Source organism: Rhodobacter sp. 4.3.4 (assembly GCF_058724655.1).
The window spans coordinates 2319806-2336005 of record NZ_CM178967.1 but is presented as its reverse complement, the minus strand read 5'-3'; the positions used below and the strand labels follow the sequence as shown (position 1 = coordinate 2336005).

The window sequence follows — 16200 nt, the reverse complement described above, 5'->3', positions numbered from 1 at the left end:
GCCGCCCCCCGGACCGCAAGGCCCGGGGGGTTTGCCTTGGCCGGTCCCCGGCGAACTTCGTTACCGAAGCTTTAACGAACTGCCATCTTTTTGTTGCGCAAGCGGGCGAGAAGGGCCGCGACGCTGAAACCGGGGGAACAGATGCTGGAATTGCGACACCTGACGCGGGATTTCGCGGGCCGATGTGCGGTGGACAATGTCTCGCTGCGCTTTGATCGCCCGGGCTTCATCGGCGTCATCGGCCGCTCGGGGGCGGGGAAATCGACGCTGTTGCGGATGATCAACCGGCTCACCGATGTCAGCGCCGGCGAGATCCTGTTTGAAGGCCGCAATGTTGCGACGCTGCGGGGGGCCGAGAAACGCGCCTGGCAAAGCCGCTGCGCCATGGTGTTCCAGCAATTCAACCTGGTGCCGCGCCGCGATGTCGCCTCGAACGTGCTGCATGGGCTGCTGGGCCGTCGCCCGGTGCTGGCGGCGATCTTCGATCTGTGGTCCGATGCCGATATCACCCGGGCGCTGGCGATCCTTGACCGGCTTGGCATCGCCGATCAGGCGGCGAAACGCGCCGAGGCGCTTTCGGGCGGTCAGCAGCAGCGCGTCGCCATTGCCCGGGCGCTGATGCAGGACCCGGCGATCATCCTTGCCGACGAGCCGATCGCCAGCCTTGACCCGATGAATGCGCAGATCGTCATGGACACGCTCAAGCGCATCCAGACCGAGGACGGGCGGATGGTGATTGCCAACCTGCACACGCTTGATACCGCGCGGCGCTATTGCGACCGGGTGATCGGCATGCGCGACGGCCGCGTCGTCTTTGACGGCCGCCCCGACCAGCTTTCCACCGGCATCGCGCGCGAGATCTATGGCGCCGACGCCAGTTTCAACGAGGCCGCGACCTCGACTGCGATCCCCGCCGATGTGCGCGCCGATGCCAGTTACGCCAGCGTGATGCTGGGCGCCTGACCCCTTTCCCGGCCGGGGTGGCCGGGTTCAACCGGAGACGACCATGAAGATCCTTCCCGCCGTTCTGGCTGCCACGACGATTCTTGCCTCTGCCGCCCATGCCGAGGGCATCACCCAGTTCAACATCGGCCTTCTGGGCGGTGAAAACGCGCAAGACCGGCTGAATTCGAACGAATGCCTGCGCAAATATGCCGAGGAAACCCTGGGCGTGCCGGTGAAGCTGTTCGCCCCCGCCGATTATGACGGTGTGGTGCAGGGGCTTCTGGGTGGCACCATCGACATGGCCTGGCTTGGCGCCTCGGCCTATGCCAAGGTCTATCTGACCGACCCGAAGGCGGTCGATGTGGCGCTGGTGAAGACCAATCTGGACGGCTCCTTCACCTATCGTTCGATCGGCATCGCGCGGAAAGACAGCGGCATCACCAAGCTTGAGGACGCCAAGGGCAAGGTCTTCGGCTTTGGCGATCCGAACTCGACCTCGGGCTATCTGATCCCCTCGGTCGAGATCCCGAAGACCCATCCCGAGATCAAGCGCGAAGACCTGGCCGATGGCGCCTCGGGCTATTTCAAGACGGTGAAATTCACCGGCGGCCATGAACAGACCATCGTCGCGGTGGTGAATGGCGATGTCGACGCGGGCGTGACCTGGGCCGATGGTCAGGGCAACTGGGAAGACGGCTACAATTCGGGCGCGCTGCGCAAGGCGGTCGATGCGGGTCTGGTGAACATGAACGACATCGTCGAGATCTGGAAATCCGAGCCGATCCCGGAGGGTCCGGTGGTGCTGCGCCATGCCCTGCCCGAAGAGGTGAAGGCGAAGATGACCGAGCTGGTCAAGGGCCTGCACGCCCGCGACAAGGACTGCGCCTATGGCGTCGCGGCGGGCGACACCGCGGGCTTCACGCCGATCACCGCCGATTTCTACGACATCATCGTCGAGACCCGGCGCGCGACGCAGGGGAACTGATTTCAGCAGCCACAGGTTTCAACACCCTCGGGCGGGGGCTTCGGCCCCCGTCCTTTTGTCACGAAAGGCGCAAGATGATGGCTGCCCCACCCAAGACCGCCCCGCCCATCACCGAGACGTATTTGGCGCTGGTGCGCCGCCGTCGGCTTTATGGCACGCTGATCGGCGTGCTGTTTGTTGTGCTGATGGCCTCGGGCTGGCGCACGGCCGATGCCCGCAATGCCGGAAGCTTTTTCGACGGCATCGCGCATGTCGCGGATTTTCCGATTGAAATTCTGTCCGAGGCGGCGCGCGACTGGGCCAACCTGCCGGGCTATCTGCGGCAATATCTGCCCTCGCTGATCGAGACGCTGAACATCGCCGCGGTCTCGACGCTTTTGGGCGGGCTGCTTGCCGCGGTGCTGGCGGTGCTGTCGGCCCGCGCGCTGGCGCCGCTGCCCTGGCTTGTCGTGCCGATCCGGCGGTCGATGGACGTGATGCGGGCGATGCCCGAAATCGTCATCGCGCTGGTCCTGATCTTTCTTCTGGGCGGCGGCCCGGTGCCCGCGATGATCGCCATCACGATCCATACCGCGGGGGCGCTGGGCAAGCTGTTCTCCGAGGTCGCCGAGAACGCCGATCTGAAACCGGTCGAGGGGCTGGCCTCGGTTGGGGCCGGCTGGCTGGCGCGGATCTGGTTCGCCGTCGTGCCGCAGGTGGCGCCGAACTGGTCCTCCTATGCGTTGTTGCGTTTTGAAATCAACATCCGCGCCTCGGCGATCCTCGGTTTCGTCGGCGCGGGGGGCATCGGCTACGATCTGCGCACGACGCTGCAATGGGGGCAGGGGCGCTACGACCAGGTGGTGGCGATCTTCGCGCTTCTGTTCCTGACCATCGTCCTTGTCGATCATTTCTCCGACCGCGCCCGCGCGCGTCTGGTGCAGGGAGGCCAACCGGCATGACCGCCGCCGTCACATCGTCCACGCTTGCGCTGGCCCGGACCGGGCTTCGCCAGCGCCTTGCGCGCCGCCGTGCCCTGCTGCTGGCCGCGCCTGTCGTGCTGCTCGTCTATCTGACGACGATCTTCTTCAGCTTTGATCTGCCCGGGATCGCGGCGCGGATGCGGCCGGAAAACGCCGCCGTGCTGCTGGGCGATTTCTGGAGCTTCAAGACCCATGTCACGCAGGATCGCCGCAAGCCCGGGCTGGATGTCGCGATCGAGGGCGAGACCAAGGGCCGCTACGCCCCCGGACAGTTTCCCGACTGGGTGCAGGACGGCGCCGAGCCGCAGATCGCGCTGCCCGATGGCTCGCGCGTGACCTATGTCGCGCAGGGCGCGGTGATCGAGCGCGCCGGTTTCGGGCAGATCCGCGTCAGCCGCGAGGGGCGGCAGATCGCGGTCACCCTGCCCGAGGGCGCGGCACGCCCGGACTGGCTTTCGGCCTCGGCGACGCGGGTCGATATCCGCGGCCCGTGGTGGCGGTTCTCGATGACGCCCGCGCGCACGGAAACCTTCCGCTACGAGGCCGGATGGGAGCTGTTCTTCTTCGATCTGCAAAGCCGGTTCCACGGCAAAAGCGCCGCCGAGCTGGCCGCTCTGGCGCTGTGGCAGCCGCGGCTGGAGCCGGACCGCTCCAATCTGGCGGCGATGGCCGCCGACATCTGGCAAAACCGGATGTGGCGGCATGGCGATGTCGTCTGGGCGCTGGGCGAGACGGTGCTGATGGCTTTCCTTGGCACTTTCGGGGCGGCGCTGATCGCCTTTCCGCTGGCCTTTCTGGCGGCGTCGAATTTCAGCCCCGGGCGGCTGATCCGGCTTGGCCTGCGGCGGATCTTCGATCTGTTGCGCGGCATCGACGGGCTGATCTGGACGGTGATCCTGAGCCGCGCCTTCGGGCCGGGGCCGCTGACCGGCGCGCTGGCGATTTTGCTGACCGACACCGGCACCTTTGGCAAGACCTTCTCGGAAGCGCTAGAAAACATTGACGAAAAGCAGCGCGAGGGGATCGCCTCGACAGGCGCGCCCGCGGTCGCCCAAGCCCGGTTCGGGGTGGTGCCGCAGGTGGCGCCGGTGATCCTGAGCCAGGTGCTCTACTATCTGGAAAGCAACACCCGCTCGGCCACCGTCATCGGCGCGCTGGTCGGCGGCGGTATCGGGCTGTTGCTGACCCAGGCGATCCAGACCCAGAAGGACTGGGAAGAGGTCAGCTATTACATCGTCCTGATCATCGTGATGGTGATGGCGATGGACAGCCTGTCGGGCTGGCTGCGGGCCCGTTTCATCAAGGGGTAGATCATGCCGAAACTGCATCCCGTGACACCGCGGATCGCGCCCGATTGCGAGATCGTCAATGCCAGCTTCGGCGGCTGGGTCGAGGTCGGCCGCGGCGCGCGGCTGATCAACGTCGAGATGGGCGATTACAGCTATTGCGACCGGTTCTCCGACATTGCCAACACCACGGTGGGGAAATTCGCCAATATCGCCGCGATGACAAGGATCGGTCCGACCGATCATCCGTTCCGCAATGCGGCGCAGCATCATTTCCTTTATCGTTCAAGCTATTACTGGGACGATGTGGGCGATGATGCGGCCTTTTTCGCGCAGCGGGCCGGGCGCCGGACCCAGCTTGGCGCCGATTGCTGGATCGGGCATGGCGCCATCATCAAGCCCGAGGTCACGGTGGGCATCGGCGCCATCGTCGCCTCGGGCGCGGTGGTGACGAAGGACGTGCCCGCCTTCATGATCGTCGCGGGCTGCCCCGCCGTGCCCTTGCGGATGCGGTTTTCCGAGACCGTGGCCGAACGGCTGCTGGCGCTGGCCTGGTGGGACTGGGACCATGCGACGCTGCGGGCGCGGCTTGCCGATTTCCGCACCCTGCCGGCGGAAGAATTCCTGGACCGTTACGAGGGCCTGCCCGGCTGACCCCCTGCCTCGGGCGCGACCGTCAGCGCGACGCGATCGCCCGCAAACCAGGTCAGCCCGTATTCGATGGGCACCCCCGCGGCATCGACATTCACCGCCTCGGTACGCAAAAGCGGCGCGCCCTCGGCCAGCTGCATCAGCCCCGCCCGGGGGCCGCGCGCGATCTTCGCGGTGATCCGGGTCGAAGCACGGGTGTAATCGCTCACCCCCATCTCGGCCAGCGCGGTGGTGACCGAGCAGGTCCGGCGCAGCGCCGTGGGCAGATCGGGGAAACGCTCGGCCGGAAAGACGGATCGGAACTGCGCCAGCACCACGTCATCGGCCAGCGACAGCCCCTCGTAAAGATGCACCCGGTCAACGCCCAGCGCCGCCGCCTCGGCGGGTTCGGCCGGGCGGGTTTCCAGCCGCAGCACCCGGCGCGAGGGCGCGCGCCCCGAGGCCAGCACGTTTTCCTGAAACCGCACCCGCCGCCCCAGCGCGTAATCGGCGCGCGGGCTCAGGGCCACGAAGACCCCCGCGCCGCGGCGTGCCACCACCAGCCCCTCGGCGGCAAGCGCCGCCAGGGCATGGCGGACGGTGTGGCGGTTGACGCCAAAGCGTGCCGAAAGCGCCGCCTCGGTCGGCAGCTTCGCCCCGGGGGGGCAGGCGCCCGAGACGATCTCGGCGCGCAGGATCGCGGCAATCGCCGCCCAGACGGGGTCACGTTTTGTCATCGAAACTTCACTGGCGGAATCGGTGGCGGTGTCGCAATAGTTGTCTAGTTGTATACATAACTGGACAAATCCGCAAGATGTCTGCTTCCGCCTTCGACACCTCGACCCGCCCCGGTTCCGGCCCCGGAACCGGCCCCGAAACCCGGGCTGCGACGCTGGGGCTGCTGGCCCGCGCCTCCGGCCCCCGTCTGGCCGAACTTCTGCCCGATCTGCCGCCGTTCGACTGGCTGCGCCGCCCCGAGCTGGGCGCGGTGATGCTGCGCGGGCGGATGGGGGCGGGGGGGACGCCGTTCAATCTGGGCGAGATGACGGTGACGCGCTGCACGCTGCGGCTGGCCGATGGCCGGGTGGGGCAGGCTTTCGTGCAGGGCCGCGACAAGGATCACGCCACCCGCGCCGCCGTGGCGGATGCGCTTTTGCAGGGCGATCAGGCGGGCCGGATCGAGGCCGAGGTTCTGGCGCCGCTGCGCGCCGAGGAAGCCGCCCGGCGCCGCGCGCGCGCCGAAAAGGCCGCCGCGACCCGGGTCGAATTTTTCACGCTGGTCCGGGGAGAGGACTGATCATGGACATGCACGCCCTTTCCGGCGGTTTCGCCGATCCCGCGCAAGACGCGGCCCATGCCTTCCGCGCCTGCCTGCAGGCGATGGCGCGGCCGGGCCGGGTGCAGCCGATCACCGGCGCCCGCCCGCCCGCGCCGCTGTCGCCCGCCGCCGGGGCGGTTCTGCTGACGCTGGCCGATGACACCACGCCGCTCTTTCTGGCGCCCGGCCTTGACACGCCCGCACTGCGCGACTGGATCGCCTTTCACCTTGCCGCGCCGATCTCGGCCCCCGAAGAGGCCGTCTTCGCGCTGGGTGCCTGGGCGGATCTGCCGCTTGATCGCTTTCGCCTTGGCACGCCGGATTATCCCGACCGCTCGGTGACGCTGATCGTCGAAATGACGGCGCTGACGCCGCCCAATGCCCGCCTGCGCGGTCCGGGGATTGCGACGCAGCACGCGGCAAGGCTGCCCGCGATCGAGCCCTTTGTCCTCAATCGGTCCCGCTATCCGCTTGGGTTCGATTGCTATTTCTGCGCGGAGGAAAGCCTTTCGGCGCTGCCGCGTTCAACCTTTGTGGAGACGCTCTGATGTATGTGGCAACCAAGGGGGGCGAGCGCGCGATTGACGCCGCCCATGCCTGGCTGGCCGAGGACCGCCGCGGCGATCCCGCCGTGCCGGAGCTTTCGGTGGCGCAGATCGCCGAACAGATGACGCTGGCGGTGAACCGGGTGATGGCCGAGGGGTCGCTTTATGACCGCGAACTGGCGGCCTTGGCGATCAAGCAGGCGCGCGGCGATCTGATCGAGGCGGTGTTCCTGATCCGCGCCTATCGCACGACGCTGCCGCGCTTTGGCGCAAGCCTGCCCGTCGACACCGGGACGATGCAGATCACGCGCCGGATTTCCGCCACCTTCAAGGATGTGCCGGGCGGGCAGGTGCTGGGGCCGACCTTCGATTACACGCATCGGCTGCTGGATTTCGCGCTTTTGGCCGAGGGCGAGGTGCCGCCCGCCGCCCGCGCCCCGGCCGAAGCGACGCCCGCGCCGCATGTGCTGGGGCTTCTGGATCGTGACGGGCTGATGGAGCCGGTGACCGCGGGTGCTGAAACGCCCCCCGATCTGACCCGCGAGCCGCTGGAGCTGCCCGCCGCGCGGGCGCTGCGGCTGCAGGCGCTGGCGCGGGCGGACGAGGGTTTCACGCTCGGTCTCGCCTATTCCACCCAGCGCGGCTACGGGCGCACCCATGCCTTTGTCGGCGAATTGCGCATCGGCCTTTGCACGGTCGAAATGGAGATCCCCGAACTCGGCTTCACCATCGAGATCGGCGAGGTCGAGCTGACCGAATGCGAGACGGTGAACCAGTTCACCGGCTCGAAGACCGAGCCGCCGCAATTCACCCGCGGCTACGGGCTGGTCTTTGGCCAGTCCGAACGCAAGGCGATTTCAATGAGCCTCGTTGACCGCGCCCTGCGCTGGGAGGAACTGGGCGAGGAGGCCACCGGCGCCCCGGCGCAGGATGCCGAATTCGTGCTGAGCCACTGCGACAACATCCAGGCGACCGGGTTCCTCGAGCATATCAAGCTGCCCCATTACGTCGATTTCCAGTCCGAACTGGAACTGATCCGGCGGTTGCGCCGCGAGGCCGGGGGAGCGGGGCAATGATCTCAGTCTTCCTCTTTGCCCGGCGCGGTTCTGTCGTCGCGGGGGGCATCGCCACCGCCCGCCTTGGTGCGCAGGAACGATCCGACGAGGAACGCGCCCGCCACCGCGAAAAAGATCCAGTGCAACATCCGTCCGTTCCTTGTTCCGGGGGCCATCATGTCTGAAGGTTACAGCTTCGCCTATCTTGACGCCGCAACCAAGCGGATGATCCGTCGCGCCCTGCTGAAGGCGCTGGCCGTGCCGGGCTATCAGGTGCCCTTCGCCTCGCGCGAGATGCCGATGCCCTACGGCTGGGGCACCGGCGGCGTGCAGGTGACGGCAGCCTGTCTGATCCCCGAAGACGTGCTGAAAGTGATCGATCAGGGCGCCGATGACACCACGAACGCGGTTTCGATCCGCCGCTTCTTCGAGCGCACGGCGGGGGTGGCCACGACCACCCACACGCAAGACGCCACGCTGATCCAGACCCGCCACCGCATTCCGGAAGCGGCGCTGACCGAGGATCAGATCCTGGTCTTTCAGGTGCCGATCCCCGAACCGCTGCGCTTTCTGGAACCGCGCGAGGCCGAGACGCGGCGGATGCATGCGCTGGCCGATTACGGGCTGATGCATGTGAAGCTTTACGAGGATATCGCGCGGCACGGGGCGATTGCGACCTCTTATGCCTATCCGGTGCTGGTCGAGGGGCGCCATGTGATGGACCCCAGCCCGATCCCGAAATTCGACAATCCGAAACTGGGCGATTGCCCGGCGATCCAGCTTTTCGGCGCCGGGCGGGAATGCCGCATCCACGCGCTGCCGCCCTATACGCGGGTGGTCAGCCTTGATTTCGAGGATCACCCGTTCGAGGCGACGAAGGCCGAGGCGGCCTGCGATCTGTGCGGGGCCGAGACGAGCTATCTCGATGAGGTGATCACCGATGATGCGGGCGGGCGGATGTTTTGCTGCTCGGACACCGATTTTTGCGCCGGGCGGCGGGCGGCCGGGCATCTGGGACGATTGTCGGAGGGGGTCGCGTGATGGACAGCGCGCAAGGGCGTATTTGGACCAGGAAAAAGCCGGAGCCGGAAGCGGGGCCGTTGCTGCTGGTCGAGGGTCTGGGCAAGGCCTGGGGGGGGCGGATCGGCTGCACCGATGTCGGCTTTGATCTTTACCCCGGCGAGGTGCTGGGGATCGTCGGCGAGAGCGGGTCGGGGAAATCGACACTGCTGGGCTGCCTTGCCGGGCATCTGGCGGCGGATAGCGGGCGGATCCTCTATCGCGGCCGCGATCTGCGCATGATGGCGGAACCCGAGCGGCGGCATCTGGCGCGCACCGAATGGGCTTTCGTGCATCAGAACCCGCGCGACGGGCTGCGCATGGGGGTGACGGCGGGGGCGAATGTCGGCGAGCGGCTGATGGCGGTCGGCGCGCGGCATTACGGCGCGATCCGGGACACCGCGACCGACTGGCTGGGCCGGGTCGAGATCGACCCCGCGCGGATCGATGACCGGCCGCGGGCTTTCTCGGGCGGGATGCAGCAGCGGCTGCAGATCGCGCGCAATCTGGTGACCGGGCCGCGGCTGGTCTTGATGGACGAGCCGACCGGGGGGCTGGATGTGTCGGTGCAGGCGCGGCTGCTGGACCTTTTGCGCGAACTGGTGCGCGAGATGGGTCTGGCGGTGATCATCGTCACCCATGATCTCGCCGTGGCGCGGCTTCTGGCCGACCGGCTGATGGTGATGAAGAGCGGCCGGGTGATCGAGGCGGGGCTGACCGATCAGGTGCTCGACGATCCGCAGGCCGCCTATACGCAACTTCTTGTTTCCTCTGTCTTGCAGGTCTGAGCCGATGATCGAGATCGAAAATCTGTCGAAAAGCTTCACCCTGCACAATCAGGGCGCGGCGGTGCTGCCGGTGCTGGCGGGGGCGCATCTGCGCGTCGGGGTGGGCGAATGCGTGGCGCTGACCGGCGCCTCGGGCAGCGGGAAATCGACGCTGATGCGGATGATCTGGGGCAATTATCGTGCCGAAACCGGACGTTTGCAGGTGGCGGGTCTGGATCTGGTCACCGCCACGCCGCGCCAGATCATCGCGCTGCGGCGCGAGCGGCTGGGCTATGTCAGCCAGTTCCTGCGCGTCGTGCCGCGCGTGCCGACGCTGCGCGTGGTGGCCGAGCCGCTTCTGACCCTCGGCCTGCCCGAGCCGCAGGCGCTGGCCCGGGCCGCGGAGCTGCTTGCCCGGCTCAACATCCCCGAGCGGCTCTGGGCGCTCTCGCCCACCACCTTTTCGGGCGGCGAGCAGCAGCGGGTGAACATCGCCCGCGGCTTCGCCCATCCCTTCCCGGTGCTGCTGCTCGATGAGCCCACCGCCTCGCTTGATGCGGTCAACCGCGCCGTCGTGCTCGATCTGATCGGCGAGGCCAAGGCCCGCGGCGCCGCCATTCTGGGCATCTTCCACGACGAGGCCGCCCGCGCGCAGGTGGCCGACCGGCTGGTCGATGTCACCGGCTTCACCCCCGCGAGGGCGGCATGAGCGGGCGGCTGTTCGCCATCGTCGGCCCCTCGGGCGCGGGCAAGGATACGCTGATCGCCGGGCTGATTGCGGCCCGGCCCGGGGTCCATCGGGCGCGGCGCACGATCACCCGCCCGCCCGCCGAGAGCGAGGATTTCGAAAGCCTTCCGGCGGCCGAATTCGCCGCGCTGCGCGGGGCGGGCGGCTTTGCGCTGTCCTGGCTTGCGCATGGGCTGGGCTATGGCATCCGCGCGGCAGAGCTGGCGCCGCTGGCCGCGGGGCGCGACGTGATCTTCAACGGCTCGCGCGCGGCGCTGCCCGAGTGTCTGGCGGCCTATCCTGCGCTGCGGGTGATCGAGATCACCGCCTCGCCCGCCGTGCTGCGGGCGCGGCTGGCCGGGCGCGGGCGCGAGGCGGCGGCCGAGATCGACCGGCGGCTGGAGCGCGCGGCGCTGGCGCTGCCGCCGGGGCTTGGCGCGGTGCGGATCGTCAACGACGGCCCGCCCGAGGCGGGGATCGCCGCGCTGATCGCGGCGCTTCAGCCCGACAGCGCCTGCGCCGCCAGCAGATGAAAGCGCCCGGTCTCGTCCTCGCCAAAGAGGCACAGCCGGTCCAGCCGGAGCGGCTGGGCCAGATGCGGCGCAAAGAAATCCCGGGCAAGCGGCGCCAGCCGCTCCAGCGTGTCCGCGTCAACATCGCCGGTCAGCGAGAAATGAAAACGGAATTCCTCGAAAACAAAAGGATAGCCATAGCTGGTCAGCAGGTCGCGCTGCCGCGCGCTGAGCTGCTCGGGGCGGCGCCGGGCGATTTCGGCGGCGCTCAGCGGCGCGCGGAAGGGCTCGAACCGGGTCACGACCTCGGCGGCAAGGCGGGTCAGCGCCGCGGGCTGGGGCTGCGGGCAAAGCGCCAGGAACCGGCCGAGCCGGGTCATCGCAAGGCCGGGCAGGGGCACCGGGGCAAGCGCCGCGGCGGTCTTTGCCAGCGCCGAATGCAGGGCCGCGGGCGCGATGCCTTCGGCGAGCCGGAACGGGGCTTTCAGCGTGGCGTGAAAGCCGTATTTGCGGGCCGCCGCCGTGGCGTCGGGCAGCCCGGCAAGATCGGGTTGGCCGAGCGGGCGACCGGTGGCGGCATCCCAGCCGAGCCACGCCGACCCGGCCTGCCAGAGACCCGCCTCGGCGGGAGCGAAATAAAGGGCATAGCGTTTGATCATCATGGCCCCCCTGTCGCACCAAAGCGTCACCGCAATGTGACAATCGCCTGCCAAATCCCTGTTTGCAAACAAAACCCCGGAGAAACGGATGACCGAGACGATTTTGGCCAATGCCATGCTTGTGCTGCCCGAGGGCGTGATGCCCGGGCATTTGCTGCTGCGCGAGGGGCGGATCGCCGAGATCGGCACGGGCCGGGCGGTGCCGAAAGGCGCGCTGGACTGCGAGGGCGATCTGCTGGCGCCGGGGCTGATCGAGCTGCACACCGACAATCTGGAGCGCCATATCGAGCCGCGCCCGAAAGTGGCCTGGCCGCATACGGATGCGATCATCGCCCATGATGCCGAGCTGTGTTCGGTGGGCATCACCACGGTGTTCGATGCGCTGCGGGTCGGCTCGATCGGCACCTCGGCGCGGTCGGATTACCGCGAATATGCCCGCGATCTGGCCGATGAGATCCTGCAGATGCGGGCGCGCGACGGCTTTCGGATCTCGCATTACCTGCATCTGCGCGCCGAGATCTGTTCGGAAACGCTGCTTGAGGAGCTGGCGAAATTCGGCCCCGAGGATCGGGTGGGCATCGTGTCGCTGATGGATCACACCCCCGGGGCGCGGCAGTTTCGCGACCTCTCGAAGCTGCGTGATTATGTGCGCAAGAAACACGGGCTGAGCGAGGCGGAATTCCTGGCCCATGTCGAGCAGGAAAAGGCGCTCAAGGCGCGGCACGGCGCGGTGCATGAGGCGGGGGCGGTGGCGGCCGCGCGCCGTCTGGGGGCGGCGCTGGCCAGCCATGACGACACCACGCCCGAGCATGTCGTGACCTCGCAGGCGCATGGGGTGCGCTTTGCCGAATTCCCGACCACTTTCGAGGCGGCGCAGGCCTGCCGCGCCCATGGCATTGCGGTGATGATGGGGGCGCCGAACCTGATCCGCGGCGGCTCGCATTCGGGCAATGTCGCGGCGCAGGCGCTGGCCGAGGCGGATCTGCTCGACATCCTGTCGTCGGATTACGTGCCGGGGGCGCTGTTGTCGGCGGCGCTGCTGCTGGGCGATATCTGGGGCGATGTGGCGCGCGGGCTCTCCACGGTGACGGCGGCGCCGGCGCAGGCGGTGGGGCTGACCGACCGTGGCCGGATCGCACCGGGGCTGCGCGCCGATCTGATCCGGGCGCATCGGATCGAGCGCACGGCGGCCCTGCGCGGGGTCTGGGTGCGCGGACGCCGCGTCGGCTGAGGCTGAAAAAGGATCGGGCGCCCCTTGGGGCGCCCGGTGTCTTCTGGCGCGGAGCGGCCTAGTCGAGCTCGATCAGCAGGTCTTTCGCATCGATCTGTGCCCCCGGCGCGACATGCAGCGCCTTGACCGTGGCCTCGCGCTCGGCATGCAGGCCGGTTTCCATCTTCATCGCCTCGATCGTCAGCATCAGATCGCCCGGTCGCAGCTTTTGCCCCACCGTCACCGCCACCGCGGCGATCGAGCCCGGCATCGGCGCGCCGATATGGCCCGGATTGGCCGGATCGGCCTTGGGCTTGGCCTTGGTCGCCGCCTTCACCTGCCGGTTCGGCACCCGCACCGTGCGCGGCTGGCCGTTCAGCTCGAAGAAGACCTTGGCATCGCCGGTCTCGTCGGTCTCGCCCACCGTCTGCAGACGGATTTCCAGCGTCTTGCCCGGGTCGATCTCGGCCGCGATTTCCGAGCCGGGCGCCATGCCATAGAAGAAGACCGGGGTGGGCAGGGTGCGCACCGGGCCATAGATCCGATGCCGCCCCATGTAATCGAGGAAGACCTTGGGATACATGAGGTATCCCGCCAGATCCTCGTCATCGACGGCGCGGCCCTCCATCTCGGCCGACAGTTTCGCGCGCACGGCCTCCAGATCGACCGGGGGCAGGTGCTTGCCGGGGCGCTCCGTGCTGGGGGTCTCGCCCTTGAGCACCTTCGCCACGATCGCTTCGGGCCAGCCGCCGGGCGGTTGGCCCAGATTGCCGCGCAGCATGTCCACCACCGAATCGGGGAAGGCCATGTCCTTGGCCGGGTTCAGCACGTCGTCTTTCGTCAGATTCTGCGCCACCATCATCAGCGCCATGTCGCCCACGACTTTCGACGAGGGCGTGACCTTCACGATATCGCCGAAGATCTGGTTGGCATCGGCATAGGCCTGCGCCACCTCGTGCCAGCGTTCCTCAAGGCCAAGGCTGCGCGCCTGCGCCTTCAGGTTTGTGAACTGGCCACCCGGCATCTCATGCAGATAGACTTCCGAGGCCGGGGCTTCGAGACCGCTCTCGAAGGCCGCATATTGCTGGCGCACCCCCGCCCAGTAGGTCGAAAGCGCGCGGATCGCCGCGATATCAAGGCCGGTGTCGCGGTCGGTATGGGCCACGGCCTCGACGATCGAGCCAAGGCAGGGCTGCGAAGTGCCCCCCGAGAAGGCATCCATCGCCGCATCGACCGCATCCACACCCGCATCGGCCGCGGCCAGAACCGTGGCGCCCGCGATGCCGCTGGTGTCATGGGTGTGGAAATGGATCGGCAGGCCGACTTCTTCTTTCAGCGCTTTCACCAGCGCGCGGGCGGCGGCGGGCTTCAAAAGCCCCGCCATGTCCTTGAGGCCAAGCACATGCGCCCCCGCGGCCTCCAGCTCCTTCGCCATGCCGACGTAGTATTTCAGGTCGTATTTCGCCCGCTCCGGGTTCAGGATGTCGCCGGTGTAGCAGATCGTGCCTTCGCAGATCTTGTTGGCTTCAACGACCGCATCCATCGCCACGCGCATGTTCTCGACCCAGTTCAGGCTGTCGAAGACGCGGAACACGTCAACGCCCGATTTCGCCGCCTGGGCCACGAAGAACTGCACGACATTGTCGGGATAGTTCGTGTAGCCGACCCCGTTCGAGGCGCGCAAAAGCATCTGTGTCAGGATGTTGGGCATGCGCGCGCGGATGTCGCGCAGCCGCTGCCAGGGGCATTCCTGCAAGAAGCGATAGGCCACGTCAAAGGTCGCGCCGCCCCAGCATTCGACCGAGAAGAGGCCGGGCAGGTTCGCCGCATAGACCGGCGCCGCCTTGATCATGTCGATCGAGCGCATCCGGGTCGCCAGAAGCGACTGATGGCCGTCGCGCATCGTCGTGTCGGTGATGAGCAGTTTCTTCTGCGCGCGCATCCAGTCCGCCACCGCCTTCGGCCCGTCGCGGTCGAGCATGTCGCGCGTGCCGGGCGCGACCGGGCCGCGCAGGGCGGGCAGGCGGGGCGGTTTCGCCTCGGCCGGGGGGGTCGGACGGCCCGCGGTCTCGGGGTGACCGTTCACCGAAATGTCGGCGATATAGGTCAGGATCTTCGTCGCCCGGTCGCGCCGCTTCTTGAAGGCAAACAGATCCGGCGTCGTGTCGATGAACTTCGTCGTGTAGCTCATGTCCAGGAAGGTCGGATGCTTGAGCAGGTTGATCACGAAGTCGATGTTCGTCGACACCCCGCGGATGCGGAATTCGCGCAACGCCCGGTCCATCCGCCTGATCGCCTGATCGGGGGTCTGCGCCGAGGCGGTGACCTTCACCAGCAGGCTGTCATAATAGCGCGTGATCACGCCGCCCGCATAGGCCGTGCCGCCATCCAGACGAATGCCCATCCCGGTGGCCGAGCGATAGGCGGTCAGACGGCCATAATCGGGGATGAAGTTGTTTTGCGGGTCCTCGGTCGTCACCCGGCATTGCAGCGCATGGCCATTGAGCTTGATATCGGACTGCGCGGCGACCCCGGTCGCCTCGGCCAGCGTCGCGCCCTCGGCAATGCGGATCTGGCTTTGCACGATGTCGATGCCGGTGACCTGTTCGGTGACCGTATGTTCGACCTGCACGCGCGGGTTCACCTCGATGAAGTAGAACTTGCCGCTGTCCATATCCATCAGGAATTCGACCGTGCCCGCGTTCTGATAGCCGACCGCATTGCCGATTTTCAGCGCCAGCGCGCAGACCTCGGCGCGCTGGTCTTCCGAAAGATAGGGGGCGGGGGCGCGTTCGACGACCTTCTGGTTGCGCCGCTGCACGGTGCAGTCGCGCTCATAAAGGTGATAAAGCCCGCCGTGATTGTCCCCCAGCAGCTGCACCTCGACGTGGCGCGCGCGCAGGATCATCTTTTCAAGGTAACCTTCGCCATTGCCAAAGGCGGCCTCGGCCTCGCGCCGGCCCTCGCGCACCTTTTCGACCAGCTCATCGGGTCCAAGGATCGGCCGCATGCCGCGCCCGCCGCCGCCCCAGCTGGCTTTCAGCATCAAGGGATAGCCGATCCCGGCCGCCTCGCGCTTGATCGCCTCGAAATCCTCGCCCAGCACCTCGGTCGCCGGAATGACCGGCACGCCCGCCGCCATCGCCACCTTGCGCGCCGAGGCCTTGTCGCCAAGGGCCCGCATCGTTTCCGCCTTCGGGCCGATGAAGGTGATGCCCGCCTTGTCGCAAGCCTCGACGAATTCGGGGTTTTCCGACAAAAGCCCATAGCCCGGGTGGATCGCATCCGCGCCCGAGGCCTTGGCCACGCGGATGATTTCCTCGATCGACAGATAGGCGCCCACCGGCGACAGCCCGGCGCCGATGCGATAGGCCTCGTCGGATTTGAACCGGTGCAGGCTGAGCTTGTCTTCCTCGGCATAGACGGCGACCGTCTTCTTGCCCAGTTCATTCGCGGCGCGCAGCACGCGAATGGCAATCTCGCCGCGGTTGGCGACCAGAATCTTTTCGAACATCTCAGATCTCCCCGAAAACGCAGCCC

Annotated in this window: 17 protein-coding genes; 13 read left to right on the top strand and 4 right to left on the bottom strand. The window is 67.6% G+C overall.

Going from position 1 to position 16200, the window contains the following annotated elements; all coding sequences use genetic code 11:
• Positions 1-141: 141 nt before the first annotated feature.
• From phnC to AC4PTB_RS11275, 5 genes are all read left to right on the top strand, one after another.
• On the top strand, positions 142-963 hold the full coding sequence (gene phnC / locus AC4PTB_RS11295) for a phosphonate ABC transporter ATP-binding protein (RefSeq protein WP_492190049.1): 822 nt from the start codon (positions 142-144) through the stop codon (positions 961-963).
• 43 nt (positions 964-1006) lie between these two features.
• Complete coding sequence (gene phnD, locus AC4PTB_RS11290; protein ID WP_492190048.1) at positions 1007-1930, top strand: phosphonate ABC transporter substrate-binding protein; 924 nt, start codon at positions 1007-1009, stop codon at positions 1928-1930.
• A 77-nt stretch (positions 1931-2007) separates the two neighbouring features.
• Positions 2008-2871 (top strand): phosphonate ABC transporter, permease protein PhnE, encoded by an 864-nt coding sequence (phnE, locus tag AC4PTB_RS11285; protein ID WP_492190047.1) that lies wholly within the window; start codon positions 2008-2010, stop codon positions 2869-2871.
• On the top strand, positions 2868-4202 hold the full coding sequence (gene phnE / locus AC4PTB_RS11280) for a phosphonate ABC transporter, permease protein PhnE (RefSeq protein WP_492190046.1): 1335 nt from the start codon (positions 2868-2870) through the stop codon (positions 4200-4202). Before phnE (AC4PTB_RS11285) ends, phnE (AC4PTB_RS11280) begins: the two co-directional genes overlap by 4 nt.
• Before the next feature lie 3 nt (positions 4203-4205).
• On the top strand, positions 4206-4832 hold the full coding sequence (locus tag AC4PTB_RS11275) for an LbetaH domain-containing protein (protein WP_492190045.1): 627 nt from the start codon (positions 4206-4208) through the stop codon (positions 4830-4832).
• Here AC4PTB_RS11275 and phnF read toward each other — a convergent pair.
• Positions 4811-5545, bottom strand: a complete 735-nt coding sequence (gene phnF, locus AC4PTB_RS11270; RefSeq protein WP_492190044.1) for a phosphonate metabolism transcriptional regulator PhnF — start codon at positions 5543-5545, stop codon at positions 4811-4813. The two genes, AC4PTB_RS11275 and phnF, sit on opposite strands and share 22 nt — an antisense overlap.
• Before the next feature lie 77 nt (positions 5546-5622).
• On the opposite strand from phnF, the gene phnG reads away from it, so the two are divergent.
• From phnG to AC4PTB_RS11255, 3 genes are read left to right on the top strand one after another with little or no spacing between them, the layout of a single operon-like run.
• Entirely contained in the window at positions 5623-6105 is a 483-nt protein-coding gene (gene phnG / locus AC4PTB_RS11265; RefSeq protein WP_492190043.1) for a phosphonate C-P lyase system protein PhnG, read from the top strand.
• A 2-nt stretch (positions 6106-6107) separates the two neighbouring features.
• A complete protein-coding gene (gene phnH / locus AC4PTB_RS11260; RefSeq protein ID WP_492190042.1) occupies positions 6108-6674 on the top strand; it encodes a phosphonate C-P lyase system protein PhnH in 567 nt (188 codons plus the stop codon).
• Positions 6674-7747 (top strand): carbon-phosphorus lyase complex subunit, encoded by a 1074-nt coding sequence (locus AC4PTB_RS11255; RefSeq protein ID WP_492190041.1) that lies wholly within the window; start codon positions 6674-6676, stop codon positions 7745-7747. The genes phnH and AC4PTB_RS11255 overlap by 1 nt, the downstream gene beginning before the upstream one ends.
• A gap of 2 nt (positions 7748-7749) precedes the next feature.
• Here the strand turns inward: AC4PTB_RS11255 and AC4PTB_RS11250 are convergent, their stop codons facing one another.
• The gene (locus tag AC4PTB_RS11250) at positions 7750-7875 is read right to left on the bottom strand and encodes a hypothetical protein (RefSeq protein ID WP_492190040.1); all 126 of its coding nucleotides are present in this window, start codon (positions 7873-7875) and stop codon (positions 7750-7752) included.
• A gap of 28 nt (positions 7876-7903) precedes the next feature.
• On the opposite strand from AC4PTB_RS11250, the gene AC4PTB_RS11245 reads away from it, so the two are divergent.
• The 4 genes from AC4PTB_RS11245 to phnN are packed head-to-tail and all read left to right on the top strand — an operon-like array spanning position 7904 to position 10812.
• Positions 7904-8767: an alpha-D-ribose 1-methylphosphonate 5-phosphate C-P-lyase PhnJ gene (locus AC4PTB_RS11245; RefSeq protein WP_492190039.1), complete on the top strand. Its 864-nt coding sequence runs from the start codon at positions 7904-7906 to the stop codon at positions 8765-8767.
• Positions 8767-9573, top strand: a complete 807-nt coding sequence (gene phnK / locus AC4PTB_RS11240) for a phosphonate C-P lyase system protein PhnK (RefSeq protein WP_492190038.1) — start codon at positions 8767-8769, stop codon at positions 9571-9573. Before AC4PTB_RS11245 ends, phnK begins: the two co-directional genes overlap by 1 nt.
• Before the next feature lie 4 nt (positions 9574-9577).
• The gene (gene phnL, locus AC4PTB_RS11235; RefSeq protein ID WP_492190037.1) at positions 9578-10261 is read left to right on the top strand and encodes a phosphonate C-P lyase system protein PhnL; all 684 of its coding nucleotides are present in this window, start codon (positions 9578-9580) and stop codon (positions 10259-10261) included.
• Positions 10258-10812 (top strand): phosphonate metabolism protein/1,5-bisphosphokinase (PRPP-forming) PhnN, encoded by a 555-nt coding sequence (gene phnN, locus AC4PTB_RS11230; protein ID WP_492190036.1) that lies wholly within the window; start codon positions 10258-10260, stop codon positions 10810-10812. The genes phnL and phnN overlap by 4 nt, the downstream gene beginning before the upstream one ends.
• On the opposite strand, the gene AC4PTB_RS11225 is transcribed toward phnN, so the two are convergent.
• Positions 10779-11450: a DUF1045 domain-containing protein gene (locus AC4PTB_RS11225; RefSeq protein ID WP_492190035.1), complete on the bottom strand. Its 672-nt coding sequence runs from the start codon at positions 11448-11450 to the stop codon at positions 10779-10781. The two genes, phnN and AC4PTB_RS11225, sit on opposite strands and share 34 nt — an antisense overlap.
• Before the next feature lie 88 nt (positions 11451-11538).
• On the opposite strand from AC4PTB_RS11225, the gene AC4PTB_RS11220 reads away from it, so the two are divergent.
• Complete coding sequence (locus tag AC4PTB_RS11220) at positions 11539-12681, top strand: alpha-D-ribose 1-methylphosphonate 5-triphosphate diphosphatase (RefSeq protein WP_492190034.1); 1143 nt, start codon at positions 11539-11541, stop codon at positions 12679-12681.
• Positions 12682-12739: 58 nt separating this feature from the next.
• Here the strand turns inward: AC4PTB_RS11220 and AC4PTB_RS11215 are convergent, their stop codons facing one another.
• Entirely contained in the window at positions 12740-16174 is a 3435-nt protein-coding gene (locus tag AC4PTB_RS11215) for a pyruvate carboxylase (protein ID WP_492190033.1), read from the bottom strand.
• Positions 16175-16200: the final 26 nt, after the last annotated feature.